Source organism: Bdellovibrio sp. HCB2-146 (genome assembly GCF_047345725.1).
In the GTDB taxonomy this organism is placed as follows: Bacteria; Bdellovibrionota; Bdellovibrionia; order Bdellovibrionales; family Bdellovibrionaceae; genus Bdellovibrio.
The window spans coordinates 965,350-991,081 of record NZ_JBLEQP010000001.1 but is presented as its reverse complement, the minus strand read 5'-3'; the positions used below and the strand labels follow the sequence as shown (position 1 = coordinate 991,081).

The following is a 25,732-nucleotide window of genomic DNA, read 5'->3' as shown; positions in this document are numbered from 1 at the left end:
ATCCCGGGCCTTCGTCGCATTCCTTGCTTCGGTGATAGATTTTGGCCCTTCCTCCAGTACCAACCTGAGCCCTCCTCCTTTAGAAAAGTAGTGTAGGCGCCGAAAAAGCATACAAAGGTTACAAAACCGAAAGGTGATTATGGGGACTAATGGCGATGTTAAAGTCATAAAAGTCGCCCCCAGACGATCTGGGGGAGATGCAAATGACGAATCAGTACGTGAAGCAGGAAAACAGATGATATTAGCGGTTTTGAACCTAATGATCGATCGCCCTGAAAGTACAAAAGTAGAATACACAGTTGGGGAAAGAACAACGATTTACAAAATCGACTGTCACCCAGAAAGTCTTGGTCAGCTCATCGGGAGCAAAGGTAAGAATATTTCCGGTCTTCGTGCAGTTGTGGCAGCAGCCATGGCTCGACAAGGGATCCGCGCCATTGTGGAAATTCCGTATCTCGCTCCGTCAAGTAAAGATCAATTCGACGAATAGGTGCTAAAACACAGATCGGCTGTCGTTCGCTGAAGTGCTAGCCTTAATGGGTTAGCCTGAGCGCAGGAGGTCTGATGAGTTTTCGCAGTGAATTCGAACAAGCCCGAGATTTCCTAATTCTGCACCGTGCAGACTATGAATACGCCTATAACAATTTTCGTTGGCCCGAATTGGAGAACTTCAATTGGGCACTGGATTACTTTGACGAAATGGCGGCAGAGAATGTTAAAACGGCTCTGTGGTTAGTCGATGAATCTGGCAAAGAAGAACGCTATTCATTCTTAGAGCTCTCACAGCGAAGCAATCAAGTTGCCAATTATCTCCGCAAGCTTGGAGTGAAAAAAGGCGATCACTTGCTATTGATGGTGGGGAATGATGTCGCTCAGTGGGAAGTGCTTTTAGCTTCGATGAAAGTGGGTGCCATTGTGGTTCCGACGAGCTCACTGCTTTCTGCTGAAGAGTTGGAAGATCGCTTAATTCGCGGTAGTATTCGTGCCATTGTCACCACCAAACAAGATGCCTCGCGCTTTAATATTACGGCGACAGGAATTGCGAAGGTGGTTGTAGATGGAGCTCATGGTGACTGGAGCGACTATGCCGAAGCCACGCAAGAAAGTATCGACTTCGTTCCGACTGAAATAACAAAAGCAACCGACCCGTTACTTTTATATTTCACTTCAGGAACAACGGCGAAACCTAAACTGGTCGAACACACTCATCAAAGTTATCCGGTCGGTCACCTATCAACCATGTATTGGATCGGTTTAAGACCGGGTGATGTTCACATGAATATCAGCTCCTCTGGTTGGGCCAAACATATGTGGAGTAATTTCTTTGCCCCGTGGAATGCCGAAGCAACGGTGTTCATTTTTAAAGAAGCTCGCTTTGATGCAAAACAAGTTTTACAAACCCTTGAGAAGTATAAAGTCACAAGTCTTTGTGCGCCACCGACAGTATGGCGTATGTTTGCAGCTGAAGACGTCGCGCAATATAAGATGTCTTTCCGCGAATTAGTCAGTGCGGGAGAACCACTGGAGGCGGCGCTCTTGCAAAAGATTGAAAATGCGTGGGGCGTGCCTATTCGCGACGGATACGGGCAAACAGAGACCACAGCTCTTATTGGAAATTCCCCAGGACAACGTATCAAAGAAAACTCGGTGGGACGTCCATTGCCCGGCTATCGAATTAAACTTTTAAATCGGGAAGGCGATGTCAGTCCTGAGGGAGAGATTTGCGTGGATCTTTCGTACAAAGCATTAGGTTTGATGTCGGGATATAAAGAACAAACGACAGAAACTCCGAATTTACAGAAAGAATATTATCATACGAGCGACGTTGGTGCCTTGGATGAGGATGGTTACATAACTTTTGTCGGTCGAGTGGATGAGATATTTAAATGTTCAGATTATCGAATCAGCCCATTTGAACTTGAAAGTGTTTTGCTCGAACACCCTGCGATTCGCGAGGTAGCGGTGATTCCAAGCCCGGATGCTTTGCGGTTAAATGTGCCAAAGGCCGTTGTATTTTTGGCAAAAGGTTTTGAACCGACAAAAGACATTGCGCTTTCAATTATGACCCATTCGCGTACCAAACTGGCGCCTTTCAAGCGTATTCGTCGGGTGGAATTTGCAGATTTACCGAAGACGTCTTCGGGAAAGATTCGTCGACTGGAATTGCAGCTGCGTGAAAAACGCAAAATAACCACGCAGGAAAAATCCCCGTACGAATTTTGGGAAGAAGATTTCAAAGCAACGCTTCCGGAAATTTGGGCGCAGGATTTACCGTGATTTAGACCTTCGTTGAATTGTTTTACGGGACTTTGTACTTCACTACGAAACAAGTCATGATGAATCATATGAAAGTTTCGGTACTTTTGGTTTTAATGGCTTTCTTGTGTCCTTCACAGAGTGGGGCGGCATGTGTTCGTACCTATACTGTCGGTGTTCTGAAAGATTCGCCTTATTATACGAAAGCGCCCCGAGTTCAGGCGACGGGGCTGGTTCCAGATCTCTTAACAGAAATTCGCAAAAGATTAGGCTGTCCTTTTCAGGAGGTGCCTCTTAACTATGTCCGTGCCCTAGAAGAATTCAAGGGGCAACGTTTGGATCTGTTCGCATTTACGTACATCAATTCAGATTGGCTCGAATTTGCAGAGCACAAAGTTGTCTTTTCGTCAGAGCGAGTTTTATTAGTTAAAAAATCCGCTTACAGAAAAAAGGGCGCCCTTGGCGATTACCTCCAAGATTCCAAGTTTAAGTTTGGAAATTTGATTGGCGCCGTTATGTTCTTCCAGCCTCGGGAGTTTGAAAAACTCAGTAAAGAAAATCGCATCGTCCAATCCTCTACCGCTGAAGGCGTATTTCAACTTTTAGCAACAGGACGTGTGCAGGGAGTGTTTATCACGCCTCTTTTTTTGCGCAACTTACAGGCGAAGCCTGGGTTCAGTAATGATTTTGAAGCAATCGACGATCCCAAAACGGTTCTTGATATCGGCATCTATATTTCCAAAAGAAGGTTCTCAAAAGAGGAAAGCACACAGCTAAAGAAAGTGATCGATGAGATGAGGGCTGATGGAACTGTGAGGTCGATTTTAGGTAAGTACGTTCCAGCCGCGGATCTAAAGCGATATAATTGATCTGAGATCTGAAGTGACATTATTTTGTACAGTTGTTCACTCTTTTTCAGAGCTTTCATAAAAGCCCCTGCTTCCGGCGATTCCACGATATATTGGGCTCGTTCTTGGAGGATCAGTGGCAAGTCGGATATTAATACTTTCAATTTTAGTTTTAAACGTAGCTCTTGGGTGTTCCGGGAATCAATTCACTCCTGTGGCAAGCCAAGGTACGGTTGAGGCTGACAACGACGGTCAAATTCAATCTGAATATATGTCTTCAGAAGGCGGCACGACTACGACGGTCGTTGAGCAAGATGAACCGGAAGCTCCATCTCACCAAACAGATGATAAAACAGACAATCAAGCTGAAGATGAAGAGCCAGGTGATGAAGTGGATCTTCCACCAAGTGAAAAAGACATTTCTGGTAAAGGCAGCTTGAAGCCGACAGTTTATTATTTCCCAGTTATCAACGAAGACAAAAAGAAATGTACTCCTGAGTGGAGAATCCGCGACGACAAAGGCAAAATCATGATGACGGTGTGTGAAAGCACGCGCGCTGCCTGCCGTTTGCAAGGTTCTTGTGCGATTGTTCAAAAAGGTAAGATGAAAACATTTAATATCGTAGGCGAGCGCGATGGCGTGGACCGTTTCTTTGATATCTCAAAAGAAACATGCCGCTTCGGTTTTGGTGTGAAGGCATCTTGCTTGGATCCGTTCTATACAATTGCGGCAGATCTTTCGATCTATAAACCGGGTGACGTGATTTATGTTCCTGCGGTTGTAGGTTTGGAATTGCCAGATGGATCTCAACATACGGGTTACTTTATTGTTCGCGACACGGGTCGCGCTATTAAAGGCCGCGGTCGTTTCGACTTTTACTCTGGTCATATCAGCTGGAGAGATGACGAAAATCCATTTAAGAAAATCGGCTTAACGGCAAAAACCAAGCGTTTTGAATACTACAGAATCAAAGGTGACCGTGCCGAGATGATTCGTGAAGAACGCAACTTCCCTAAATTGCCGGAAGAAATTATTGAGCATTGACGCTAGTCATTTGCGATTGCAACTCTCCTGACTTCCCTTTAACTCAAAAGGGATGAGAAATTTCCTAAAACTCTTAGCAACCTTCTTCGGTGTGGGCCTTTCTCCAAAGGCTCCGGGGACGGTTGCGACCATCGCGACAATTCCTCTGGTTCTTCTTTTGAATTACCTCGGGGTTTTCTTTTACATGGCGGCTATCATTTTGCTGCTCCCTGTCGGAATTCTTGCGGCCGAAGTCTACGAACAAGATAAAGGTGGTCATGATCACAAAGAGATCGTGATTGATGAGGTTTTAGGCTATCTGATCGCCATGGTTTGGCTGCCTTTGACATGGCAGGCCATTCTAATCGGATTTGTCCTGTTCAGATTGCTGGACATTACAAAGCCTTTATTCATAGGATATTTAGATAAGAAGATCCAAGGGGGTCTTGGGGTCATGGTCGATGACGTGGCAGCGGGTATCGTTGTCAGTATGATCATGCAAGCTCTTTACACCTACACGAATGTGCTAGGGTCTCAGGTGGTTGTTTTTTAATGGCCGTCAGAGACGAGAAACTCCAAGAACTCATTCGATCCCTTCGCGACCAAAAACTCACAGTGGGTTTTGCGGAAAGTTGTACTGGAGGTGCACTTTCGGCTTTTTTAACAGAGCAAGCAGGCGTGTCCGACATATTTTTAGGCTCTGTGGTTTCATACTCTAACGAGGCGAAGGTGGATCTTCTGGGGGTCCGTCGAGACACTCTCATGCAAGAGGGTGCGGTGAGCGAGTCAGTCGCTCGTCAAATGGCGCACGGAGTGCGTCGCCAATTAAAAACCGAATGGTCGGTGGCCATTACTGGGATCGCTGGTCCGAGTGGTGGAACTCCGGAGAAGCCGGTGGGCACTGTATGCCTTGCCATCGCTGGTCCGGGCTTTGAAGACTCACGAAAAGAACACTTTTCGGGAGATCGTAAGTCCGTTCAGCAAGCAAGTGTCGACTATGCCGTTGATTGGTTGTGTGCAGTTGTGCGTTCCACAAGTGCGCAGAAATCTCGATAGGAAAAAAGGCCCCGTGTGGCGAAAGCCCTGCGGAAAAGAACACAACAATTATAAAAGCGCGTAACCGAGTGGTTACGGGAAAAGGAACAACAAATGGCAAACCCATCTGTAGATAAAGCAAACAACGAAAAAATCAAAGCCCTTGAGCTGGCGGTTTCTTCTATCGAAAAACAATTCGGTAAAGGTTCCATCATGCGTTTGGGTGCGAACGAGAAATTGGTTAAAGACGTAGAAGCGATCAGCACAGGCGCATTGAGCTTGGATATCGCTTTGGGTATCGGTGGTCTTCCAAAAGGTCGTATCGTTGAAATCTATGGTCCTGAGTCTTCTGGTAAAACAACTCTTTGCTTGTCTGTTATCGCTCAAGCTCAGAAAAAAGGTGGCGTTGTTGCTTTCGTCGACGCGGAACACGCTTTGGATATTAACTACGCTCGCAAATTGGGTGTGAACACAGAAGATCTTTTGATCTCTCAACCAGACACGGGTGAGCAAGCTTTGGAAATCACTGAAACACTTGTTCGCTCTGGCGCAATCGACGTATTGGTTGTCGACTCAGTAGCCGCATTGGTTCCTCGTGCAGAGATCGAAGGCGACATGGGTGATTCTCACGTAGGTCTTCAAGCTCGCTTGATGTCTCAAGCTCTTCGTAAGTTGACTGCGGCTATCAACCGTTCAAACACATTGGTTATCTTCATCAACCAAATCCGTATGAAAATCGGTGTGATGTTCGGTAACCCAGAAACAACAACTGGTGGTAACGCATTGAAATTCTACTCTTCAGTTCGTTTGGATGTACGCCGTGTTGGCGCTATTAAGAATGGCGAAGATGTGACTGGTAACCGTACAGCTGTAAAAGTTGTGAAAAATAAAATGGCTCCTCCGTTCACTAAAGTTGAATTCGACTTGATGTACGGCGAAGGTATCTCTGAAGAGGGTGACCTTCTTGATCTAGCGGTGACTGCGGGCATGGTTGAAAAATCAGGTGCGTGGTTCTCTATCAATGGCGAGCGCATGGGCCAAGGCCGTGACCAAGCTAAAAACTTCTTGAAAGAAAATCCACAACACATGACGGATCTTCGTTCAAAAATCTTGGCAGCAAACGGTATCGGTAAATTGTTGATCGATGCTGAAGGCAACAGCGGCGAAGACCACGAAGGTTCTGAACCAGTTGAAGCTGAAGAGACACCGAAGAAAGCAAAGAAAAAAGAAAAAGCTCTTAACTAAGCGGCTGAGAGGTACGGGCAAGCTCTGCGACCGTACCTTTTTGAAACGCGTTGAGTAAAAATTTGAAACCCACAATCGGAAGGTTGTGGGTTTTTTTATAGATGGAATTATATTTTCTCGATCGTTTTGAATGGCCAAAAATTAAGTTCGATATCGGGTTGAGTAGGGTCGTTTGGAAAATCGAGAGATGTTGGGAAACTCTCTTTGTTGGCCTGAAAAAACAAGTTTGAAGTCCTACGCAAATATGTGATCTCTAAAACTTCGGGGATTTGGTGACAGTCGTCTTTCAAAAGAGGTGCGTGATTGTTGGCGTGAACGTGAACCACGCAGAAGTTTTTGAAAAGCTTTTCGTAAACCTTTCGGTAAACGTCGCGATCATCGCGCCAATGGTGAAACTCTATTATCAGCTGATCAAACATCGAGAGTGAGGGGAGGTCTACTTGGTTAAGAACATTCCATTCATCACCTTCGATATCCATTTTTAAAATCCAACGTCCACCATGAGGGATGACATACTGATCGATATACTCATTCAACGTCTGCATGAACTTATTTGAGTGGTCACCAATCCCTTTTTGCATAAAGAGCATCTTTTCCAGAAGGTCCTTTGGTGCGGGTATTGTGTGATCGAATAAGTAGGCCGAAGAACGTGGATACTTACGAACGAAATCCTTTTCGAACAAGCAAGTTGGACCTACTCCAAAAGAAAGAATTCCGCGAATATCTTCAAGGTTGTGATCAATGATAACATAACCGCCATCATAATTTTCTCCAAAGCGAACCTTCGTGCAGTTCACAGAGTGCGGAGTAAGATAAGGCAAAAAATCCTTTAAATTCGACATAGCAAAATCGTAGCAGTCTCGGATGTAAGTTCCAATAGGATCTAGGGACGCGAGTCTTCATTTCTTGTGGCGATAAAGATCGAAACTGTTGCGAGTAATAGATAGACTGAGAACCTAAGCCATAGGTTTGGAACTTTAAACCACATCACAACTGCGGAAATAAGAATCGAGGCCAAGGCAACGATCTTTGCCCTTCGAGAAATCGCACGGTTGTTTTCCCAATTTCTTAAAGCATCACCCAAAACCGGTTGTTGATAGATCCACTGATGGGCCTTCGGTGAGCTTTTCATAAAGCACCATGCTGCTAATAATACAAACGGTGTTGTTGGTAGCAGGGGCAGGAACGCTCCGATAGATCCTAAGATCAGGGCGGTGACACCAATGGAGAATAGGATAACTCTCAGAGTTCGATTTTTCACAATATCCATGATTATCCCTAGCAGCGACGCGCCGACTTTTCCGTTGGATCGTTAAAACCGGTTGGCGTCTAGAACTTTCATGTCGACGAACGGAGTTTTGCCTTCAAGCAAGTCGGCAACCAAAAGTCCCGTGCCCGTTCCACTCTGCAATCCGAGCATCTGGTGACCCACGGCAAGCATCATATTGGAAATATTTTTGTGATAACCGATCAAAGGTACACCATCAGGAGTGCACGGACGCAGACCTGCCCAAAGTTCTTGAACTTGTAAATCCTGAGGTAAATGTAAGAACTCTCTCGCGCCACGTTTCATGGTTTCGACACGCTTTTGGGTGATTGAGAAATCTTGATCGACTAATTCCAAAGTTCCAGCGATTCGCAAAGTGCTTTCGCGCGGAGTGATTGCAATTTTCTTTTCAACGATCATGATCGGGTACTGAGGTTGTTTTTCCAATTTCGGAACGATCATCGCGTAACCTTTACCGCCGAGGATCGGTACGCGTAGGCGCAATTTTTTTGCGAGTTCTTTTGACCAGCTTCCAGTTGCGATGACAACTTGTTTTGCCTTGATCACACCTTGGGAAGTTTTTACGGATTGAACTTTGCCACCGGCGATTTCTAAATCCTGCAATTCGCAGTTTTCTAAAATTTCACCACCTTGGCTGCGAATTTCTTGTGCGAGGGCTTGCACGATACGGAAAGGCTCACCCATCGCTTCTTTATCAAAGTAAACGCCACCTAACATAGGACCTTTAAAGGCAGGTTCCATCGCAAGGATTTCATCGCCGTTTAAAGCTTTACCTGTGACGCCCATGTTTTTAACATAATCAAGTTCTTCGACAGCAGCTGCGACACCGGCTTCAGTGCGACTCACCATCAAAAGACCTTTTTGCTCAAAACGAATGTCAGAATATTTCTTTCCTAGCTTTTCGTATTCAGTGAGACTTTTTTGCGAAAGCACGACCAAGGCATCAACCGCACGGCGAGCTTGTTCTTCATTCATCGCTTTCATAAATTGGAAAAGCCAATTCGCAAGATCAATAGACAATGAAGGTTTGATATAAAGCGGACTTTCCGGATTCAACAACCACTTCATGGATTTCAACAACATTCCAGGCATCGGCAGTGGCATGGCAAAACACGGAGTCATCCAACCCGCGTTTCCATAAGAACAACCTTTACCCACTTGGCCTTTATCAATGACACAAACTTTGGCGCCTCGACGAGAAAGCTCCGCACCTACGGCCGTACCAATAATACCGGCCCCTACCACTAGAATATCGACTTCTTTTTGCATCCCTCTATTTGATGAAGTTTTGTGCCCAAAAGCAAGGACTCTGGACTTTGAAGCAAATTCACTTCTTGTGCCGTAAATGGGCATTTTTTCGTCTGAAGGCCTTCTGATCTGGAATTGGTTTAGGCTAGGTCTGGTATCGGGATTGCTTAATAAAAACGCGAAATAAAACCCAACCTTTCCCAAAGGAGTTCTAGATGAAATCGATTCTTGCCGCTGCAGTTTTGCTCGCTTCAGCCCAAAGTTATGCTGGTCCTGAATGTAATGTGGCTTATGCTGCGAGCAGAAGTCACTTGTTTAAAGGAATGTCTCGACCAGTGGGTGATAAAGAAATTTTGAAGGCTGGCGAGGTATCGAAAGATGAGTTTTATACAGTGGCGCTTTCTAAAAAAGGAGTTTTGACTCTTAAAGAAACTCAAACTGGGAAGCCGGTCGAATTGAAATCTGGAAATTACGATGTCTTTACTTTGTGGAGTACTGAATCTTTGAAAGGACAAGTCTATCCGGACGGCATTCCAGGCGCATTCACGGGTCGTCAATTTATTCTCGCAGTTTGCGTTGAAGAAGGTTTTCAAAACTAATTTTAAGGCACAGTTAAATCTTAAAACGCGGGCGAGAGTCCGCGTTTTTTTATTGTAGAAACACATCTTGGCTCATCCGTACACGAATGTTGGACTGAGGTGAAATAGCCAAGGAGTTAAAAATGGCCTTTAGAAAAAGTCCCATGTGGGATGCCGATGACTGTGCGCTTATTATTATCGATTATCAAGCTGAGATGTTTAGCAAGGTGCGCTCAAGCGACCCGGCGCTTGTCGAGCTAGGTGTGCGTGCGCTGGCAAGGGGAGCACGTGCTTTTAATATTCCAGTGATTCTCAGCACCGTTGGTGTGCAAATGGGAGTGAACAAGCCCACCATCGAAGCTCTCAGAGCAGATCTTCCCAATGTTCAAGAAATCGATCGTAGCTCCATGAATGCATGGGAAGACGAAGCCTTTCAAAAAGCTGTGAAAGCGACTGGTAAAAAGCGTCTGATTTTCTGTGCGTTGTGGACGGAGATTTGTTTGGCATTTCCTGTTGTCGATGCGTTGGCTGATGGATACGAAGTCGCGATTGTCGTCGATGCCGTCGGTGGGCAAAGCAAGGTAGAACATGAAATGGCCGTCTGGAGAATGGTTCACGCCGGTGCTGTGACAAGCACAACGGCGGCCACTATAGCGGAATGGTTCCGTGATTGGAAGTCTCCAAGAGCCGCCGCAGGTCGCGAAATCTTTAATTGGTATTTGCGTGAACGTCGAACCGTTTTAGGAGACGAAATCAAGGCACAAGTACCTCGTCGCGACGATATCAGTGAACATCCTTCCGCACGTCATTAATCTTAAGCCCCCTGAGGGGGGGCTTTTAAAGATCTGAGGAGAACTCAGGCACTCAAATTGAACTCTTGAAAGACCTAAAGAGGGAAGCGCAAACCTAGTGGCTTTAATTGTCGCAAGACTAGCCAATGAGTAACAAATTGCGTTTCCCTAAAGGGTTGCGAGATGTTGTCACGTATAGGTTTTGTGTTTTTGCTACTACTTTTTAGTTTCAAGTCCTATGCGGGTAAGGATCTCATCTTATTTATTTACGCCAGCCAAAATTCGCCGCACATCAATGAATCTGACTATCTCGCTCGTTCATACAGTATGAAGGAGTTTGAAAGTCTCGTCCAACAAGCCAATGCCAATATCGCTCCCCAAGAGCGCCCCGAAGTTGTGCGTTTAGAGTTAGGAAATTTGTCTGAACTCGGATCGCGCCTTGCTGAACTCAGTCAACAAGATGCCAGCTACCAAGGCTCTCAAGTGCGTATGATTTTCATCGGCGGTCATGGCAATCGCCGGCAGTTTTTTCTGCATAATCAGATGAGTTATACGGGTACGCAGATGGCGCAGATTCTGACTTCAGAAAATGTTCATCCGCATTTGGGAAAAAACGTCGGTATCTATTTTAGCGCGTGTAATTGCGGTGAGAGCCTTAAGCCTGACACATTTCAAGTGGAGTTCATGAATCAGTTTAAAGAAAGGAATGAAAAACTTCAGAGCGAAAAACAAACTCAATCGTTGGTGAGTATCGCTCATCGCTATATGTCTTTAGCAGAAAGTTTCAAGGCACGCTCTTTTGGTTTTGATATGATCCTCTACAAAGCCAAGGTTTTAAAAGTTGTTGAAGATGTGAATATGTATATTTTCAAAAAATTGGGACGCGAGGCTTTGCATAATTCCAGCTTAGTTGTGGCAGGTGCCTTTGTTGGGCTGACTGCGATTCTCCACTTTGTCGTGAACCCAGAGATAACATCGGACTCGATTCGCAATTTGCTATTGTCGATGCAAGGAATTGGATTTGGTATGGCGTTCTTGCATGGAAATTTAAAGTTGATGGCCTACAAATGGACTCAAAAATTAGAGTATCGAAATTCTCCGACGGTCCCAATCACCGCCAAAGATATTGCGGCTGGAAACGCTGTCTTTGAAGTCATTCGCGTTCCCTTGTTCACCTGTGAGGGAGTTTTTTAAAACGCCTCCGCAACGCAACTGCTTTCCTTGTTAATTCGTCGATTGACACTTCATTGAGGTCTTTCTAGCCTTTTTCCTCAATTGATTTTTACAAGGAGATCTCAATGAAATCTATCGTGATTGCTGCTGCAATCAGCTTGATGTCGATCAGTGCAATGGCTACTGAATCTTACAGCTCAGCTGATCAACTTCCAGAAGGTTCTGTTATCGAAGCGATGTACAGCCTTTCTTCTGGCCGCCCTGTTTGCCCTAAGAAACACAACGTAGCAAAAAAATATTGCTGGAACAAACGCACTTGGAGATTCAAACACTGCGGTTACTTCTGCAGCCCAATTCCACCTCCTCCACGCGGCGGACAGCACTAATACGGCCACGGCTTCGAGCCGGAATTTGGCTGAGGAGTGGTTTCGTACTTAAACCGCTCCTCGCCGAATTATGCTAAATCGATGCGCCTTTCTAGATTAAGGGCCGGTCTTCTTCTGAAGTTAAGTATTTAGAAATAAAAGATTAAAAGTCTTTTTATCCTCAGGACCTGTAGAAACTGTGAAGTATCAGTATTCTTGTCTGACTAGGAGGACTTCATGAAGTCGAAATTCGTTCAATTGCTCTGCGCTGCTGCGTTCGCATTTTCGTTATCTGCTTGCTCAACTACAGAGCCTAAAAAAGAAGAAACACAAGTTCCAGAAATGTCGGTCAATATGCCAGCGGAAATTCCAACCGAAACGGCTGTAGCACCGGTTGCAGAAGAGCAACCTGTGAAAGCTAAGAAAGCAACAAAAACAAAAAAGAAAAGCGCTAAGAAGAAACAAGCCTCCTAGTCGCAGTTCAAAATTTAATTTGCAGAGCGAAAGCCACCACTTGGGTGGCTTTTTTCATTTTGGGGCGTGGTTATTGACGTATCCGTATAAATTTGAGAGACTCTATCTATCCATCAACCTAGGAGGGCCGATGATTGCAAATATCTTTAAATCAACTACTGGCTCTCTTTGCGTTTTGTAGTCTCAGAAAAATCATTTTTTAAAACTTAAAGACTCACAAGTTCTCAAAGCAGAGCTTCCATTTATTTTTATTAATTATATTGGGAGTTTTCGCGTGAATACGAATTCAAACCTCTCCAGATGGGGATGGGACTTATTTTTTGCAACACAACTGGAACTAGAGAAAGAAAAAAACAATTGGATCCCGGCGCGAGTGATTGGGCAAGAGAAGGGACTTTATCGCTTAGCCACTGATGTGAAGCAAGAGTGTTGGGCACAATTGGCTGGGAAATTTCGGCATGAACAAGAACACCTGCGTGGAATGTTTCCCGCTGTCGGTGATTGGGTGTTATGTCAGGCGGGGGACGAACAGGATCGCGCTTTGATCCATAAGGTCCTGGATCGGCGTTCTTGTTTTTATCGCAAAGATCCCGGCGCAGATCGACCGCAAGTCGTTGCCGCCAACATCGATGTGATTTTTATTGTCACATCACTCAATCAAGATCTGAATCGTAAGCGGTTGGATCGTTATATCAGTATCGCTTACGATAGCGGCGCATCGCCGATTCTAATTTTAAGTAAAAAAGATCTTGTCGCAAATGCGGAGGAGATCTTGTCGGAGTTAGAAGAGGCCTACATCGGAGTTCCGATGGAAGCTGTCAGTGTTTTTGAAGAAGAAACTTGCAAACGCTTGCTTACTTATTTGCCGCCGGGAAAAACAGGCGTGCTTTTGGGATCTTCGGGTGTTGGGAAATCCACGCTGACGAATTTCTTTTTGGGTGAACACTTAATCGCCACACAAGGAGTTCGCGAAGATGATGATCGTGGTCGTCACACGACAACCTCGCGTTCGCTCTATCGTCTTCAGAATGGCGCTCTGTTAATGGATACTCCGGGTATGAGAGAGCTTGCGCTTTTTGACCAGGAAGAAGGTGTTGGCGAGTTATTTGAGGATATCGTTCATTGGACAGAGTCCTGTCGTTTCTCAGATTGTCGGCATGAGACAGAACCGGGATGCGCCATTCAAGAAGCACTGCAGTCCGGAGCCTTGGAGGAAGAGCGGTGGCTGAGCTATTTGAAACTGCAAAAAGAAATAAAACATCAAGAACGACGCAGTGATCACAGACTTTATGCGGAGGATAAAAAGCGCTGGAAGAAAATCACCATGGATATGCGAGTAAGAGTTAAAAGAAAAGAACGTGGCGAAATTTAGGAGAAGGTGTTAAGATGTGTGAATCATGTTGGAAAGATCACTTTTCACACATTCTTATCTGTCAAAGACTCGATTTTTGGATCGCGTGACGGCCTTTATTTCTTAAGTCGGTTTTTTTAAAACCGACGCGGTTTTCTTTTATCTAAATTCAAATAGTTCCATACAACAATTCAACAATTGTAGATCAGGAGGTTTCTATGACCATGAATGATTCTTTACTTGTGACAGACCAAGACTACGAACGCTTGGTCTTGTTACTGCAAAACACCAACAGTCCAACAGCTGCAGCCTTGGAAGAAGAGCTAGGGCGTGCGACGCTCGTGCCGCAAAAAGAAATTCCTAAAGACGTGGTGACGATGAATTCCACTGTGGCATTCGTTGCAATGGAAACTGGCAAAGAGAGCGAAATCACTTTGGTGTATCCCAAAGATGCCGATGTTACGAAATCATGCATTTCAGTGTTAGCGCCAGTCGGAGTGGCCTTGCTTGGTTTGCGTGTTGGACAAGCGATCAAATGGCCCATGCCAAATGGAGAGCTTCGTCAGTTGCAAGTCACAGGAATTAAATATCAGCCGGAAGCATCTGGAGATTGGGAGCTCTAATCAGAGCTCCTATTTATAATGAAATACCATTCTGAACTCGAGGGCATTCAAATCCGGAGCCTGTCCTCTTTGGTAAGGTCCTGGTGCTTGAAGTTCTGAAGAATAATCACGCAATAAAAGCTGAGAGTCCGCAGATTTAATCGCCTTATATTTTGAAAGTCCGTTAAAAATATTCTTGATAGACTCTGCTGGATTCGTGATGACCAAAATGGTGCTGCCGAAAAATTTAGAATCACCCAAGCGGCCGCCATTGTCTTGAATGTGACCTCTTAAGTGAGTCACTGACTCTGACAAGAATGCCGCGAAAATAGGACTTAATAAAAAGCTATCACTCCTTGCAGCGGCTTCCAGGCGCTGTTCGCGCTCGGGATCACGTGAGGATTTAGATTGATAAGCAGTCATTCCAATGCTCAGTCCGCTTTTAATAAAATTAAGCAAGGGCTGATTTTCTTCAGTTTGGAAAACTACTAAATCTTTGTACGGAGAACTGGCCGATGGCGGAATGCAAAGATCATCGACTGCAAATTTGCTAACGCGAAGCTTGTGACGACGGATGAAATTGCGGATCTTTCCGCATTGAATCCCATCACGTGTATCCAGACGCACAGCTACTCCGGTTACTTCGGCCTGCCTAGGCAAGCGTGCCGTGATATCATAGATTTCTGCGTCAGAAACATAGTTTCCTAAAACCCCGTCAACCGCCATCGCGCGGATTGAAAGGCACGAAAAGAGTATAAGGACGAGGCATTTCATCAACATGAGGTCATTTATATCACGAATTAATGGGAGGCCTTGAACGCTTTGTCCGCAAAGAAAAGTATTCCTGTCTGACTAGTTTTTTGACAGCACCTAGTGGCGGGCATAGGATGGCCTGATGGAAAATGCAGCATGGAACTTAGAGTCCGAATACCCTTCAATTCATTCTGATCTTTTTAAACAAGATTGGGATTTCGTTACCAATGACATTACAGAAATGACAAAAGAGATGGAGTCACTTCGTAATGAGTGGGGGAATCCTTCACCGCAGGCTTTGACGAAAATAAAAGATATTTTAAAGAGCCGTAAAAAGTTCGATATGCTTTTGGGAAATCTTTCGTCCTATTTATATTTTGCCTCCGATATCGATTTAAGCAATGTCGAGATCACAAAGAAAAGAGCGGAAGCTCATACTCTTTGGTCGCGTCATTCTCAGATAATGATGCCGCTTTATCTTTTTATCAAAAAATGTGACGAAGCTATTATTCAGGAGTTTTTAAAAGATCCTGAACTCGAAAATTTTGATTTCCTTTGGCAAGAAAAACGACAACAAAACATATATTCTCTGTCGGAAAAAGAAGAAGTCCTCATCGAAGCTCTTGCAACAGATGGATTTCATGCTTGGAGCAATCTTTATAGAAATCTTTCAGGACAAATGAAGGCCCATCTTCAATATCCTGATCGCACCGAAACCTTGGGCATGGCACAAGCTTCGGCTTTGACACGTTCTCCAGATGCGCTTCATCGTAAAGTCGCATGGCAAGCGATTCAAGAGGCTTGGACGGAGCACAAAGTGACAGCCGCCGCGATTCTAAATTCTCTGGCAGGTCAGCGTTTAGAGATTAACAAGAAAAGATCTCACACCAAAGAACGCCATTTTCTTACAGAAGCCATGCTTGCGAATAGAATGACGCCTGAAACTTTGGATGCATTGATCGGAGCTTGTCGCTCGAGTGTTGAGAAAACGCGTATGGCTCCAAAAATGATGGCTCGACTTCTTAAAAAAGATGTTATCGATCCTTGGGATTTGTTAGCGCCAGGACCAGAGAAAGAAGATAAGTCCACGTGCTCGTTTGAAGAAGGTGTGCGCCTCATCGCTCAAGCTTACGGCGAGGTGTCCCCAGAGATGGGCGATTTTGTCGAGATGATGTATCAAAAGCGTTGGATCGAGGGACGAGTTCTGCCAAATAAAGCTCCCGGCGCTTATTGCGGCGGATTTAGAAAGTCAAAAGAACCGCGTGTCTTTATGACTTACATGGGTTCGAACAGCGATATCTCAACTCTGGCGCATGAGTTGGGACACGCTTACCACTCTTGGGTGATGAGAGATATGCCGGAAGAAAAAACACATTTCACGATGGGACTGGCGGAAACGGCGAGTATCTTTGGTGAAACGGTTTTACGCGATACTTTGATTCAAAAAGCATCGACGAAAGAACAAAAGGCGGATGTAGCCTGGAATGAAATCCAAGGAGCTGCAACCTTCCTCTTAAATATTCCGGCGCGTTTTGATTTCGAAAAAGAATTCTACGAGCGTCGACAAAGTGGAATTTTAATGGCTGATGAGATGATGGATTTGACGGATCAAGTTTGGTCTCGTTGGTATGGACGTGCGATCACCCAAAATGACAAAATGTTCTGGGCGACGAAGTTACATTTCTCGATGTCGCGAACAAGCTTTTACAACTTCCCCTATACGTTTGGATATTTGTTCAGCTTGAGCATTTATGCTCGCAGAAATGAACTCGGCGCGGAGTTTATGAAGACCTACGTCAATATCCTGCGCGATACAGGGAGCATGACACCTGAAGCTTTGGTGCAAAAACACTTGGGTGAAGACATCCGTGAACAAAAGTTTTGGCAAAAAGCGATTGATCACGTTGTTGGTCAGCTTAAAAGTTTTGAGTCGTTGATGTAGTTATTTTGATCGATCGGCCATCGCTTGAATCACGTCGGATTCATGAACTTGGTGGCCGATCTCATAGGATAGACTGGCCGTGACCATGGCTTTGGCAATGTCCGTTGCCTCAATCCCGCGATATTTTTTTAAAGGCCCGTGCATGATGACCGTATTTAATACCGGAGTCAGAGCTTGTGCCAGTCCTTCAAGCGGACGAGCCTCGCTGCGTTCGCCTAAGATTAAAGAAGGGCGAAAGATTTCAACTTGTGGGATGTTGAGTTTTTGAATTGCCTCTTCCATTTCGCCTTTCACGCGATTGTAAAAAACTTTGGAATGAGCGTCGGCACCCATCGCAGAAACCACCATCAATTTTTTCGCGCGAACTTTCTCTGCGATTTTTGCAAAGTGCAGAACATAGTCGAAATCGACTTTACGAAAAGCTTCTTGCGATCCAGCCTTTTTTATTGTTGTTCCCAGGCAGCAAATGAATACGGAGGCTTTCATTTCGTTCGTGAATTCTTCCATGTGATCAAAGTTGATCACAATGTTTTCTGTTTTAGGTGGGATAAAATCGAGTTTTTTGCGAGTGACGGCCTTGACGACATTTACCTGTCTTTGCTGCGTTAGTTGCATCAAGAGGTGATTGCCGACAAGTCCGCTGGCTCCAATAAGAGTGATATCAAGAGTGTTCATGTTTCAAGACTAATGCCCCCATCAAGGGAACACAAGCTATCTGCGAAGAAGTCCGCGGGACTCCCACTTTTTCATGGTGCTTGTTTCGCAGCCACCAAAGAGCGAGTAGTCAAAGATGCCTTTGAATGGATAAGTGAAATCTGACATGCCGTCATCGCCTTCTTCAGTCATCAAAACTTCAAGGGTGTGAGTTTCATCATTGTCTTTGATGATCAGCTTTCCATTTTTCCCGAAGGTGACATTTGCAGGAAGTACCACGGGATCTTCACCCACAGCTTCGTAAGTAATTTCATTGTCATCAGACGAATAGGTGACGGTATAAAAAGGTTCCGTGAAAGTGCAATAGATGCTCTCTGCAAAAGCGGACGAGCTTACGAACAAAGCTGCTAAGAAGATTATTTTTTTCATCTGTAGTCCTCCAAAAGCATCACAATTCACCTTGATGCGTACGTAAGACAAGTTTCAATAAAGAAACACTGTCTGTTGGCAAAAAGACTGAGCTTTGCTCCATAGATGACCCGAATCATTCTAAAATTGTGGGATCTAGGAGGAGTTTTTATGAGACTTGCACTTAAGGACCATATTACGAAGAAACTCATGGTGATCTCTGGAAACTCAACTGTTGCCGAAGGTTTGCAAATGATGCGAAATAATTGGATTCGTCATTTGCCTGTAATTGATGAAAACAACGAGTTTGTGATCGGAATTGTCTCTGAGCGCGATCTTTTAGCATCAACGAATACACATACAAAAATCAGTTCGATCATGTCGACGCCTATTCGCATTTTTGATGTGGGTACTGGATTGGATTCTGTCGTCCATGCAATGATCGAAGAAAAAGTTTCGGCTTACTTGATCACGGATAACGATGAAGTGATCGGTATTGTGACCACAGAAGATATGCTCGTCTTGCTAGAGAACTTCTTGAGTGAGAAGGAAAGTGCGAAACCCAGGACTCTTCTTGATTTTTTGATGAGTCCTGTGGTGCAAAAAACTGTGCGAATGGTTTCGGATGCGGGAATTTAAGCCAAGGCTTTTTGAACATCGTCGGCGATGTTCAAAGGTTCTTCTTGAGGCGCATAGCGCTTGATCACTTGACCGTCTTTACCGACGAGGAATTTCGTAAAATTCCATTTGATCATTTCAGTTCCAAGAATTCCCGGAGCTGATTCTTTCAACCATTTGTAGACGGGTTCTGCCTTGTCCCCGTTGACCTCGACTTTTCCCATCACTGGAAATGAAACGTCGTAATTCAAACTGCAGAATTGTTGAATTTCAGAATTGCTTCCAGGCTCTTGTGCGCCAAATTGATTGCAAGGAAAGCCAAGAATTGTAAAACCTTGTGCTTTAAATTTGCGATAAAGCTCTTCAAGTCCCTTGTATTGGGGAGTGAAGCCACATTTGCTGGCGACATTTACAACGAGGACAACTTGGCCTTTATATTTGTCGAGAGAAACGGGTTTTCCGTCTGAAGCTTGGACCGTAAATGCATGAAAGTTCGAATTCATAGTAAACCTCATTTTATTTGACACAAAATTCAAATCATTGTGCCTTGGATGTCTCAAATTGAGAAGGGCAAACTTGCGATTTATCAGAGACAATAGGTCGATTCTGATGACAGATTTGCCAACTCAAAAGTCCGAAATCCAATTAAGTTCTCTAGACTTAATGCCGATGAGACATGTATGGGGAAGACACTCTTTTCATTCTTATTTAGCGTTGTATTCACAATACTTTCGCAGACCGTTTTGGCTGAACCTTGTCGTGGCCCAAAGCATGACCAGTGCCCAAATGGTTATGTTTGTTCGAAGTCAGGCATGATGAGAAGTGATGGAATTCCATCCACTCAGTGTGTGAAGGCTTCGTTCGATCAAGGTTCACAAGTGAATACGGGCGGCTGCCTAGCAAAAGCTCAAAAACTAGTTAAAGCCTGTGAACAAACTAAAACCGATACAGCTTATTGGTGTGATTCAAACAACGACGAGGGCATGGGAAATGTGATGAACACAGCTTCCAAGCTTGGTGTGATGGCGGGCGCTGCGGCTTCTTCAAGCGTGACAGCGTCTTGTTCCGCCATGGCCGATCTCTCGCAAGCCGCAAACGGTGCGATTGCCGCTTACAAACTAAAATGCAGCAGCTACATTTCTGATTGCGCAGAAGCCTGCGATACAGCCAGAAATTTTTTAGAGTCAAATAGAGAATGTATTTCTGCGGAAAGTGCGAGCGGCAGTTTTACTGGATTCAAAGGCGCGGTAGGAGTTGCCGACATCAGCTTGCAGATCGAAAAAAGTGCGAGCTCATGTAAAAAGATGAATGCCAATGTCGCCGACGCCCAACAAGCTATCGTCAACTATGCGCAAACGGCGATGAATGCCAGTCAGTGTGCAAACGAATCAGCTGCCGTGGATAACTTGGCAGAGATGTGTAAAGCCAACCCAAGTTTTATTGGTTGTGGTGCTCTGACGAATGTGGATTGTACTTCGCCAACAATGGCTTCCAATAAGGTCTGTGTGTGTGCGAAAAATCCACTCGATCCAACTTGTAATCTCGATACAACAAATCGCAACCCAAATCCAGTTGCTGGTGGCGGAGGCATGTTTGACTCTGCTAGCACAAAAACAAATGGTGATGGACTTTCTTTAGGGGCCGGTGATCTGCCAGGTCTTCCTGATATTGCTCAGGGACAACGACCAGGTGGTTCATCTGAAACTATCGACGGAAAACAAGGTGGCGGTTCTGGATTAGGCGGCGGCGATGGCGGCCGTGGTGGTCTTGCTGGTGGTGGCGGGGGAGCTGCAGGCAGTGCCGATCCAAACGGTTCGCAAGTCAACGCTGGATTCTATGGCGGCGGTGGAGGCGGCGGTGGAGCTTGGGGCTCTGGTGGAGGTCGCGGTCGTTATGGCAGTGGTGGCGGAGGAAGTGTAAATCCAAATGGCCAAGCCGTGAATCCAGATTTGCGTCAGTTTTTACCAGGTGGAAAATACGATCCAAAATTCCGTGGTCTTGCGGGAATGTCAGGTCCCGATGGAATTACAGGACCCAACACAAGCATTTGGAAGAAAATCCAAAATCGCTATCAGGTGATGAGCCCGTCTTTACTGCCTTAATTAGACAGCAATCAATGTATGTAAAGTTTCAATCGTGCGAGTGCGGTCCTTAGAATCAATAAGGACCGTGGTGCTCATTGGACTCATCATCATGCGATGAAGAGGAATGCTGTGGGCAGATAGCTTCTCCAGAATTTGCTGAGGAATTTCTGGAGAAGTTGAACCCGTGCATGTCAAAGTCACTGTTGAAAACTCAGTGGAAGACAAAGAAAAACTCGATTGGCTTTGCAGTTCTTTTTTAATCGCCACCATGATTTCTTCTGGACCCGTCAGCAAAATTTCTGTCGACCCATTTTTAATTTCGCAATTGAGAAGCTGCGGGAACGCAATTTGATTCTGAGCAAAAAGATCCTGCAAATGACGAAGTGCTTTTTCTGCATGCGTTTCTTTGCAAATCACGTTGAGAACTTTTTCATGTGAATTCAAAGAAAGTGCTTTAGATGATTCAAACATATTAAGTCCTTTTTTAACCAAAGTGCCGTCAGAAGTTTTATTCGAAGCAGGGCCGATGTACAAAGTCACATCCCGAAGTTTTGCCAGCTCCACAGAGCGATAGTGCAGAACTTTGGCGCCCCAGAAAGTCATATCCATCAATTGATCATAATTCAGTTCTTGAATCGGGCGCGCATTTTTAGCAACACGTGGGTCGGCGGTGAAAACTGCGGGAACATCTTTTAAAATTTCACAGCGCTCTGCTTTGAAAGCAGCCGCCATGGCAACGGCTGAAGTATCGGAGCCACCACGACCCAGCGTTGTGATTTCTTTCGTCACCGGTGAAACGCCTTGGAACCCAGCAAGGATCACAACTTTGTCATTGCGAAGAGCTTCATCTACGCGCAAAGGTTTTACATCTTTAATGAATGCATTGACGTGAGAATCATCAGTGAAAATTCCTGCCTGGCTGCCGGTAAAACTAATAGCGGGACAGCCGCGATCATTCAGTGCCATGCTTACAAGCGACATGCTGATGCGTTCGCCCACGGTGAGAAGCATATCCATTTCACGGCGCTGAGGATGATGAGAAACTTGTTGTGCAAGATCAATTAAAGAATTTGTCGTTTTCCCCATGGCGCTCACGACAACAATCAAAGAATTATCTTTGGCTTGAGCGGCAACACGAGTGGCGACGGACTTGATCTTATCAGGATCAGCCAGTGTGGCGCCGCCGTATTTCTGCACAATCAGGGGTTTCATTCCAGAGCTACTTTCCTTTGGTCGTGAGCAAAGTTGGAAGTCAATCGAGCCGCACCTTTAGGAACGCGGATAAAATGATTTTCCACTTGGCGAGGAATGTACCCTAGATAGAGTTCCGCATTCAAATCTTTTAGTGATTTTCGCGTGATGCCTAGATGATCAGCAAGAGGCCCCAAGTCAGTTCCGCCGGGAACGCTGACAATCTCGTATTCCAATGGATCCATGCGTTCAAGATCGCGGAACCCATAAAGATTTGGCGCCTTGGTGATTAGCATCGCGGCCAGGATTTTAGGAACATACTCTTGAGTTTCAGCAGGAAGTGCTTTGAGCTTAATGAGTGTCCAGTAATCTTTGCTACCATACTTTGTAATCTGACGGCGCAAACCATTTTCACCCATGTTGTAACTCGCAGCTACTAAATACCAAGAGCCAAACTCTGCATAAAGATCTTTCAAATAACGAATGGCCGCCAAAGTTGATTTTTTCAAATCGCGGCGTTCATCCAACCACCAATTTTTTTCTAAACCATAGCGCGAACCTGTGGCTTCGATAAATTGCCAAGGGCCTACTGCCGAGGCATGGCTGACGGCGTTCGGTGCAAATCCGCTCTCAATCATCACCATGTAAGCAAGATCGGCGGGCAGATTGGCTTTGCGCAGTTCTTCTTGAATGAAAGGCATGTATTTGTAAGAGCGCTGAATCCACTCACGGAACCATTTGTTCCCGCGCCCTTGAAAGTAAGCAATCCATTTGCTGACCTTGGCGTTGTAGGTCACAGGCAAATCGAAAATCAAATTGTCGGAGTGAACCTTGGTTGATTTTGCGGTGAGAGCTTTGAGTTTTTCTTTGAGGGAAAGAGCTGATTCCGCGGGCTTTGCAGCAACAACAGGTGGTGGCGGTGTTGTTTCTGCTGTCGCAAATTGTGTTCCGAATACGATAATAGAAATTAGAGCCCACGTTCTCATAGTCTTCATTATGTGGCCGATTCTTTGACGGTGTCGATAAGTTACTGCCAATTCCATGGCGTCACGACGTAGGTCCATTCGTCGGCCAAATCGAAAAAAACTAGAGACCAGAAACAACAAACTCTCTGTTCGTCGAGTGCGGAAGTCTTTTCCCAGACTAACATCGGGCCTGTCAAAATCTGGCACATGCTTTGCTGATTACCATAGTGAGGGTCTAGCTAGAGAGGGGAAAAATGGGAGTAAAGGGCGTTTACACAGCACTCAGTGGAGCCATGGCTCAAAGTACAAAGCTCGATACGATTGCCAATAATTTGGCGAACGTGAATACTCCTGCCTTTAAACGTGACCAACAACTTTTCCAAGAATATTTAACTGCAAATGAAAAGCCACCTGAAGTGATTCAGATTCCTCGCGATGTGGCAGCAATCGAAAGTTTTTATAATATGCAAGGTGGCGACAAATCTTATGTCGACACCAAAGGAACTTTCACAGATTTCTCTCAAGGCGGCATGAAGCATACGGGAAATGCTTTAGATGTGGCCATTGATGGCAAAGGTTTCTTTGAAGTGGCAACACCTGGTGGTGTACGCCTGACTCGCGCCGGTAATTTTACATTAGATGGCAACGGACAACTTGTGACCAAAGATGGTCATCCTGTTCTAAGCGCCGGTGCTCCGGGTGCAGATCCTGCCGCTCGCGTAATTCGAGTCAATGGAACAGGTGCGGGCCCTCTTTCCATTGCTGACAATGGTGATGTCTTTGAAGGCACACAAAACATTGGCAAGTTGTCGCTTGTGAACGTGAACAATCCCGACACACTTCAAAAAGTCGGAAGTTCTTTATATACGTTTAAATCCAATAGCACTCCTGACATGACGAACATCAATAACCCAAGCCTCAAGCAAGGATTTTTGGAAACTTCAAACGTCAATATCGTTCAGGAAATGACGGACATGATTCAAACAAACCGCGTGTTCGAAAGTACTCAGAAAGCTATCAGCGCTTACGATCAGATGGCTGATAAAATGATCAACGTTGTTGGTAAAACGAACTAGTTTTTTAGATTTTATTTTTTGGTGGTAACGAAAGGATTCGTTCATGATTAAGAGTTTGAATACAGCGGCAACAGGTATGGCAGCCCAACAGACAAATATGGATGTCATTGCCAATAATATTGCCAACTCCTCGACAAATGGATTCAAAAAATCCCGCGCGGAGTTTGAAGATCTCATGTATCAAACTCAAAAAGAACCAGGCGCTGTCACAGGCATGAATGCTGTTTCACCAAATGGCGTACAAACAGGTTTGGGCGTTAAAACGGCAGCCATTCAAAAAGATTTCGATAACGGCAGTTCCGTGGTCACAAAAAATCCTCTCGATCTTCAAGTGGAAGGTGCGGGCTTTTTCCAAGTTCTGACTCCAGATGGTGATGTGGCCTATACGCGTGATGGCTCTTTCAAAAAAGATCCAAACGGCCGCATCGTTGATAAAAACGGAAATGCCTTGCAACCTGAAATCACAGTTCCGCCGAATGTATCGGGGTTGGAAGTCGCTCCCAATGGTGAAGTGCGCGTGATCGTGGGCATGAACGATGCGCCACAAACAATCGGACAAATTGATTTAACCAATTTCGTTAATCCAGCGGGTCTTAAAGCTGTGGGTAAAAATCTGTTCATGCAAACTCCGGCAAGTGGTCAACCGTTGCAGTCTCGCCCAGGTTTGAATGGCACAGGTTACTTGGCTCAAGGTCAGCTTGAGAGCAGTAACGTGAACATCGTTGATGAAATGGTGAATATGATTACCGCGCAAAGAGCTTACGAAACAAATTCGAAAGTGATCCAAGCATCTGATCAAATGCTTCAATCTGTTAATAACTTGAGATAGTGAATGAATAAATTTGTTTTTCTGATTCTTTTAATTTCCGTGACTAGCTGGGCTCGCCCTGAAGTCAGTATTCCTTCCGAGGTGGAAATCTCTCAACGCGAACTTTTGCGCTTGGGTGATATCGCGGAAGTGCAAGGCGGAGATGAAGCGCTGTTGGGATTGCTAGATAGTATTGTGATCCGTCCTGATGCGCGTGAACTTTTATTGTCGCAACATCTGAACTCCAGCGAGATCTTGACGAAAATGCGTGCGGCTTTGGAAGAAAACCAAGAATTGAAAAAACAAAACCCAGCATTCAAAGTGCCTTCACAAGTAAAAGTGAACTTTGCAACAACTCCGATTTCCCGCCAAGAAGTTGAGAGAAAGATTCGCAATCACTTGAAATCGCAATGTCACGACTGTGAATACAAAATCAGTATCCAAAGCACGCCAACTCCTTCTAATAAGCTTTGGGACTTGGATATGACGCAGTTGACACCTAAAGGTGGCTTTTTGCTGCCAGTACGTGATGGTGACTCAAAACAAATTAAATGGATCTCGGGAACAATTCGTGTTTCCAAATTAACCCCCGTGACGACTCGCCTGATCTTACAAGGAGAGAGACTGCAAAGTGAAGATTTGCGGATGTCCATGACGGACATTACTTTTGCCAAGGATGGCGCCCTTCGTATGGAGGATATCGCAGGTCAAGCAGCAGCTCGCTCTTTACCAGTAGGCACAGCGGTTTGGGCCGGGGACCTGAAAAGGGAACCAGCTGCGAAGCGTGGCCAGGTCATCAAAGCCTTAATCGGCGACGACACCTTTGAAGTCACAGCAAACGTTCAGGCTGAAGACAACGGATTTATCGGGGATCTTATTAAAGTTAAAAACCTAGAAACTCAAAAAGTTCTTTCCGGGCTTGTTGTCGATAAGGGCGTGGTGAAGTTGCAATGAT

29 protein-coding genes are annotated in these 25,732 nt (G+C 45.1%); 20 read left to right on the top strand and 9 right to left on the bottom strand.

From position 1 onward, the window contains the following. The first annotated feature begins 139 nt into the window (after positions 1-139). From ACLWOR_RS04860 to recA, 7 genes are all read left to right on the top strand, one after another. The gene (locus ACLWOR_RS04860; RefSeq protein ID WP_413939550.1) at positions 140-490 is read left to right on the top strand and encodes a KH domain-containing protein; all 351 of its coding nucleotides are present in this window, start codon (positions 140-142) and stop codon (positions 488-490) included. Positions 491-564: 74 nt separating this feature from the next. Continuing rightward, positions 565-2,277 (top strand): AMP-binding protein, encoded by a 1,713-nt coding sequence (locus ACLWOR_RS04855; RefSeq protein ID WP_413939549.1) that lies wholly within the window; start codon positions 565-567, stop codon positions 2,275-2,277. Positions 2,278-2,333: 56 nt separating this feature from the next. Next, the gene (locus ACLWOR_RS04850) at positions 2,334-3,125 is read left to right on the top strand and encodes a substrate-binding periplasmic protein (RefSeq protein WP_413939548.1); all 792 of its coding nucleotides are present in this window, start codon (positions 2,334-2,336) and stop codon (positions 3,123-3,125) included. 115 nt (positions 3,126-3,240) lie between these two features. Further along, positions 3,241-4,149: a 3D domain-containing protein gene (locus tag ACLWOR_RS04845; RefSeq protein WP_413939547.1), complete on the top strand. Its 909-nt coding sequence runs from the start codon at positions 3,241-3,243 to the stop codon at positions 4,147-4,149. A 52-nt stretch (positions 4,150-4,201) separates the two neighbouring features. Then, the gene (locus tag ACLWOR_RS04840; protein WP_413939546.1) at positions 4,202-4,681 is read left to right on the top strand and encodes a phosphatidylglycerophosphatase A; all 480 of its coding nucleotides are present in this window, start codon (positions 4,202-4,204) and stop codon (positions 4,679-4,681) included. Then, positions 4,681-5,184, top strand: a complete 504-nt coding sequence (locus ACLWOR_RS04835) for a CinA family protein (protein ID WP_413939545.1) — start codon at positions 4,681-4,683, stop codon at positions 5,182-5,184. The genes ACLWOR_RS04840 and ACLWOR_RS04835 overlap by 1 nt, the downstream gene beginning before the upstream one ends. A 93-nt stretch (positions 5,185-5,277) precedes the next feature. Continuing rightward, the gene (gene recA / locus ACLWOR_RS04830; protein WP_413939544.1) at positions 5,278-6,408 is read left to right on the top strand and encodes a recombinase RecA; all 1,131 of its coding nucleotides are present in this window, start codon (positions 5,278-5,280) and stop codon (positions 6,406-6,408) included. A 107-nt stretch (positions 6,409-6,515) separates the two neighbouring features. On the opposite strand, the gene ACLWOR_RS04825 is transcribed toward recA, so the two are convergent. From ACLWOR_RS04825 to ACLWOR_RS04815, 3 genes are read right to left on the bottom strand one after another with little or no spacing between them, the layout of a single operon-like run. Continuing rightward, positions 6,516-7,250, bottom strand: coding sequence for a hypothetical protein (locus ACLWOR_RS04825; RefSeq protein WP_413939543.1), 735 nt, complete (start codon positions 7,248-7,250; stop codon positions 6,516-6,518). 41 nt (positions 7,251-7,291) lie between these two features. After that, positions 7,292-7,678 carry a YbaN family protein gene (locus tag ACLWOR_RS04820; RefSeq protein WP_413939542.1) on the bottom strand — a complete coding sequence of 129 codons (387 nt, stop codon included), beginning with the start codon at positions 7,676-7,678 and terminating at the stop codon, positions 7,292-7,294. A gap of 42 nt (positions 7,679-7,720) precedes the next feature. Then, positions 7,721-8,965 (bottom strand): NAD(P)/FAD-dependent oxidoreductase, encoded by a 1,245-nt coding sequence (locus tag ACLWOR_RS04815; protein ID WP_413939541.1) that lies wholly within the window; start codon positions 8,963-8,965, stop codon positions 7,721-7,723. Between the two features lie 194 nt (positions 8,966-9,159). On the opposite strand from ACLWOR_RS04815, the gene ACLWOR_RS04810 reads away from it, so the two are divergent. From ACLWOR_RS04810 to rnk, 7 genes are all read left to right on the top strand, one after another. After that, positions 9,160-9,543 (top strand): hypothetical protein, encoded by a 384-nt coding sequence (locus ACLWOR_RS04810; RefSeq protein WP_413939540.1) that lies wholly within the window; start codon positions 9,160-9,162, stop codon positions 9,541-9,543. A 122-nt stretch (positions 9,544-9,665) separates the two neighbouring features. Further along, positions 9,666-10,334, top strand: a complete 669-nt coding sequence (locus ACLWOR_RS04805) for an isochorismatase family protein (protein ID WP_413939539.1) — start codon at positions 9,666-9,668, stop codon at positions 10,332-10,334. Positions 10,335-10,496: 162 nt separating this feature from the next. After that, positions 10,497-11,507: a hypothetical protein gene (locus ACLWOR_RS04800; RefSeq protein ID WP_413939538.1), complete on the top strand. Its 1,011-nt coding sequence runs from the start codon at positions 10,497-10,499 to the stop codon at positions 11,505-11,507. 104 nt (positions 11,508-11,611) lie between these two features. Then, the gene (locus tag ACLWOR_RS04795; RefSeq protein WP_413939537.1) at positions 11,612-11,872 is read left to right on the top strand and encodes a hypothetical protein; all 261 of its coding nucleotides are present in this window, start codon (positions 11,612-11,614) and stop codon (positions 11,870-11,872) included. Positions 11,873-12,088: 216 nt separating this feature from the next. After that, positions 12,089-12,325, top strand: coding sequence for a hypothetical protein (locus ACLWOR_RS04790; RefSeq protein ID WP_413939536.1), 237 nt, complete (start codon positions 12,089-12,091; stop codon positions 12,323-12,325). 274 nt (positions 12,326-12,599) lie between these two features. Then, a complete protein-coding gene (gene rsgA, locus ACLWOR_RS04785; protein ID WP_413939535.1) occupies positions 12,600-13,697 on the top strand; it encodes a ribosome small subunit-dependent GTPase A in 1,098 nt (365 codons plus the stop codon). A gap of 197 nt (positions 13,698-13,894) precedes the next feature. Then, entirely contained in the window at positions 13,895-14,299 is a 405-nt protein-coding gene (rnk, locus tag ACLWOR_RS04780) for a nucleoside diphosphate kinase regulator (RefSeq protein WP_413939534.1), read from the top strand. Between the two features lie 9 nt (positions 14,300-14,308). Here rnk and ACLWOR_RS04775 read toward each other — a convergent pair whose 3' ends face one another. After that, positions 14,309-15,058 (bottom strand): hypothetical protein, encoded by a 750-nt coding sequence (locus ACLWOR_RS04775; RefSeq protein WP_413939533.1) that lies wholly within the window; start codon positions 15,056-15,058, stop codon positions 14,309-14,311. A gap of 115 nt (positions 15,059-15,173) precedes the next feature. Between ACLWOR_RS04775 and ACLWOR_RS04770 the strand changes: the two genes are divergently transcribed. Beyond that, entirely contained in the window at positions 15,174-16,973 is a 1,800-nt protein-coding gene (locus ACLWOR_RS04770; RefSeq protein ID WP_413939532.1) for a M3 family oligoendopeptidase, read from the top strand. Here ACLWOR_RS04770 and ACLWOR_RS04765 read toward each other — a convergent pair whose 3' ends face one another. Both ACLWOR_RS04765 and ACLWOR_RS04760 read right to left on the bottom strand, forming a co-directional pair. Then, positions 16,974-17,648, bottom strand: a complete 675-nt coding sequence (locus tag ACLWOR_RS04765) for an NAD(P)H-binding protein (protein WP_413939531.1) — start codon at positions 17,646-17,648, stop codon at positions 16,974-16,976. Between the two features lie 36 nt (positions 17,649-17,684). Beyond that, entirely contained in the window at positions 17,685-18,056 is a 372-nt protein-coding gene (locus ACLWOR_RS04760; RefSeq protein ID WP_413939530.1) for a hypothetical protein, read from the bottom strand. 150 nt (positions 18,057-18,206) lie between these two features. Between ACLWOR_RS04760 and ACLWOR_RS04755 the strand changes: the two genes are divergently transcribed. Further along, complete coding sequence (locus ACLWOR_RS04755; RefSeq protein WP_413939529.1) at positions 18,207-18,674, top strand: CBS domain-containing protein; 468 nt, start codon at positions 18,207-18,209, stop codon at positions 18,672-18,674. Here ACLWOR_RS04755 and ACLWOR_RS04750 read toward each other — a convergent pair. Then, complete coding sequence (locus ACLWOR_RS04750; protein WP_413939528.1) at positions 18,671-19,156, bottom strand: glutathione peroxidase; 486 nt, start codon at positions 19,154-19,156, stop codon at positions 18,671-18,673. The two genes, ACLWOR_RS04755 and ACLWOR_RS04750, sit on opposite strands and share 4 nt — an antisense overlap. 309 nt (positions 19,157-19,465) lie before the next feature. Here ACLWOR_RS04750 and ACLWOR_RS04745 point away from each other — a divergent pair, with 309 nt between their 5' ends. Then, positions 19,466-20,755 carry a hypothetical protein gene (locus ACLWOR_RS04745; RefSeq protein ID WP_413939527.1) on the top strand — a complete coding sequence of 430 codons (1,290 nt, stop codon included), beginning with the start codon at positions 19,466-19,468 and terminating at the stop codon, positions 20,753-20,755. On the opposite strand, the gene ACLWOR_RS04740 is transcribed toward ACLWOR_RS04745, so the two are convergent. Both ACLWOR_RS04740 and ACLWOR_RS04735 read right to left on the bottom strand, forming a co-directional pair. Next, positions 20,756-21,949, bottom strand: coding sequence for an aspartate kinase (locus tag ACLWOR_RS04740; protein WP_413939526.1), 1,194 nt, complete (start codon positions 21,947-21,949; stop codon positions 20,756-20,758). Continuing rightward, positions 21,946-22,914 carry a lytic transglycosylase domain-containing protein gene (locus ACLWOR_RS04735; RefSeq protein ID WP_413939525.1) on the bottom strand — a complete coding sequence of 323 codons (969 nt, stop codon included), beginning with the start codon at positions 22,912-22,914 and terminating at the stop codon, positions 21,946-21,948. Before ACLWOR_RS04735 ends, ACLWOR_RS04740 begins: the two co-directional genes overlap by 4 nt. A 233-nt stretch (positions 22,915-23,147) precedes the next feature. On the opposite strand from ACLWOR_RS04735, the gene flgF reads away from it, so the two are divergent. The 3 genes from flgF to flgA are packed head-to-tail and all read left to right on the top strand — an operon-like array spanning position 23,148 to position 25,731. Continuing rightward, a complete protein-coding gene (gene flgF, locus ACLWOR_RS04730; protein WP_413939524.1) occupies positions 23,148-23,969 on the top strand; it encodes a flagellar basal-body rod protein FlgF in 822 nt (273 codons plus the stop codon). A 43-nt stretch (positions 23,970-24,012) separates the two neighbouring features. Continuing rightward, a complete protein-coding gene (gene flgG / locus ACLWOR_RS04725) occupies positions 24,013-24,798 on the top strand; it encodes a flagellar basal-body rod protein FlgG (RefSeq protein ID WP_413939523.1) in 786 nt (261 codons plus the stop codon). A 3-nt stretch (positions 24,799-24,801) separates the two neighbouring features. Beyond that, a complete protein-coding gene (flgA, locus tag ACLWOR_RS04720; RefSeq protein ID WP_413939522.1) occupies positions 24,802-25,731 on the top strand; it encodes a flagellar basal body P-ring formation chaperone FlgA in 930 nt (309 codons plus the stop codon). Position 25,732 lies beyond the last annotated feature (1 nt).

Coding starts and splice junctions, on each gene's coding strand:
- ACLWOR_RS04760 (WP_413939530.1), bottom strand. CDS start 18,056: ATGAAAAAAATAATCTTCTTAGCAGCTTTGTTCGTAAGCTCGTCCGCT.
- ACLWOR_RS04765 (WP_413939531.1), bottom strand. CDS start 17,648: ATGAACACTCTTGATATCACTCTTATTGGAGCCAGCGGACTTGTCGGC.
- flgA (WP_413939522.1), top strand. CDS start 24,802: ATGAATAAATTTGTTTTTCTGATTCTTTTAATTTCCGTGACTAGCTGG.
- rnk (WP_413939534.1), top strand. CDS start 13,895: ATGACCATGAATGATTCTTTACTTGTGACAGACCAAGACTACGAACGC.
- flgF (WP_413939524.1), top strand. CDS start 23,148: ATGGGAGTAAAGGGCGTTTACACAGCACTCAGTGGAGCCATGGCTCAA.
- ACLWOR_RS04800 (WP_413939538.1), top strand. CDS start 10,497: ATGTTGTCACGTATAGGTTTTGTGTTTTTGCTACTACTTTTTAGTTTC.
- ACLWOR_RS04860 (WP_413939550.1), top strand. CDS start 140: ATGGGGACTAATGGCGATGTTAAAGTCATAAAAGTCGCCCCCAGACGA.
- ACLWOR_RS04750 (WP_413939528.1), bottom strand. CDS start 19,156: ATGAATTCGAACTTTCATGCATTTACGGTCCAAGCTTCAGACGGAAAA.
- ACLWOR_RS04835 (WP_413939545.1), top strand. CDS start 4,681: ATGGCCGTCAGAGACGAGAAACTCCAAGAACTCATTCGATCCCTTCGC.
- ACLWOR_RS04815 (WP_413939541.1), bottom strand. CDS start 8,965: ATGCAAAAAGAAGTCGATATTCTAGTGGTAGGGGCCGGTATTATTGGT.
- recA (WP_413939544.1), top strand. CDS start 5,278: ATGGCAAACCCATCTGTAGATAAAGCAAACAACGAAAAAATCAAAGCC.
- ACLWOR_RS04755 (WP_413939529.1), top strand. CDS start 18,207: ATGAGACTTGCACTTAAGGACCATATTACGAAGAAACTCATGGTGATC.
- ACLWOR_RS04850 (WP_413939548.1), top strand. CDS start 2,334: ATGATGAATCATATGAAAGTTTCGGTACTTTTGGTTTTAATGGCTTTC.
- ACLWOR_RS04795 (WP_413939537.1), top strand. CDS start 11,612: ATGAAATCTATCGTGATTGCTGCTGCAATCAGCTTGATGTCGATCAGT.
- ACLWOR_RS04775 (WP_413939533.1), bottom strand. CDS start 15,058: ATGTTGATGAAATGCCTCGTCCTTATACTCTTTTCGTGCCTTTCAATC.
- flgG (WP_413939523.1), top strand. CDS start 24,013: ATGATTAAGAGTTTGAATACAGCGGCAACAGGTATGGCAGCCCAACAG.
- ACLWOR_RS04735 (WP_413939525.1), bottom strand. CDS start 22,914: ATGAGAACGTGGGCTCTAATTTCTATTATCGTATTCGGAACACAATTT.
- ACLWOR_RS04805 (WP_413939539.1), top strand. CDS start 9,666: ATGGCCTTTAGAAAAAGTCCCATGTGGGATGCCGATGACTGTGCGCTT.
- ACLWOR_RS04840 (WP_413939546.1), top strand. CDS start 4,202: ATGAGAAATTTCCTAAAACTCTTAGCAACCTTCTTCGGTGTGGGCCTT.
- ACLWOR_RS04855 (WP_413939549.1), top strand. CDS start 565: ATGAGTTTTCGCAGTGAATTCGAACAAGCCCGAGATTTCCTAATTCTG.
- ACLWOR_RS04810 (WP_413939540.1), top strand. CDS start 9,160: ATGAAATCGATTCTTGCCGCTGCAGTTTTGCTCGCTTCAGCCCAAAGT.
- ACLWOR_RS04820 (WP_413939542.1), bottom strand. CDS start 7,678: ATGGATATTGTGAAAAATCGAACTCTGAGAGTTATCCTATTCTCCATT.
- ACLWOR_RS04790 (WP_413939536.1), top strand. CDS start 12,089: ATGAAGTCGAAATTCGTTCAATTGCTCTGCGCTGCTGCGTTCGCATTT.
- ACLWOR_RS04825 (WP_413939543.1), bottom strand. CDS start 7,250: ATGTCGAATTTAAAGGATTTTTTGCCTTATCTTACTCCGCACTCTGTG.
- ACLWOR_RS04770 (WP_413939532.1), top strand. CDS start 15,174: ATGGAAAATGCAGCATGGAACTTAGAGTCCGAATACCCTTCAATTCAT.
- ACLWOR_RS04740 (WP_413939526.1), bottom strand. CDS start 21,949: ATGAAACCCCTGATTGTGCAGAAATACGGCGGCGCCACACTGGCTGAT.
- ACLWOR_RS04745 (WP_413939527.1), top strand. CDS start 19,466: ATGATGAGAAGTGATGGAATTCCATCCACTCAGTGTGTGAAGGCTTCG.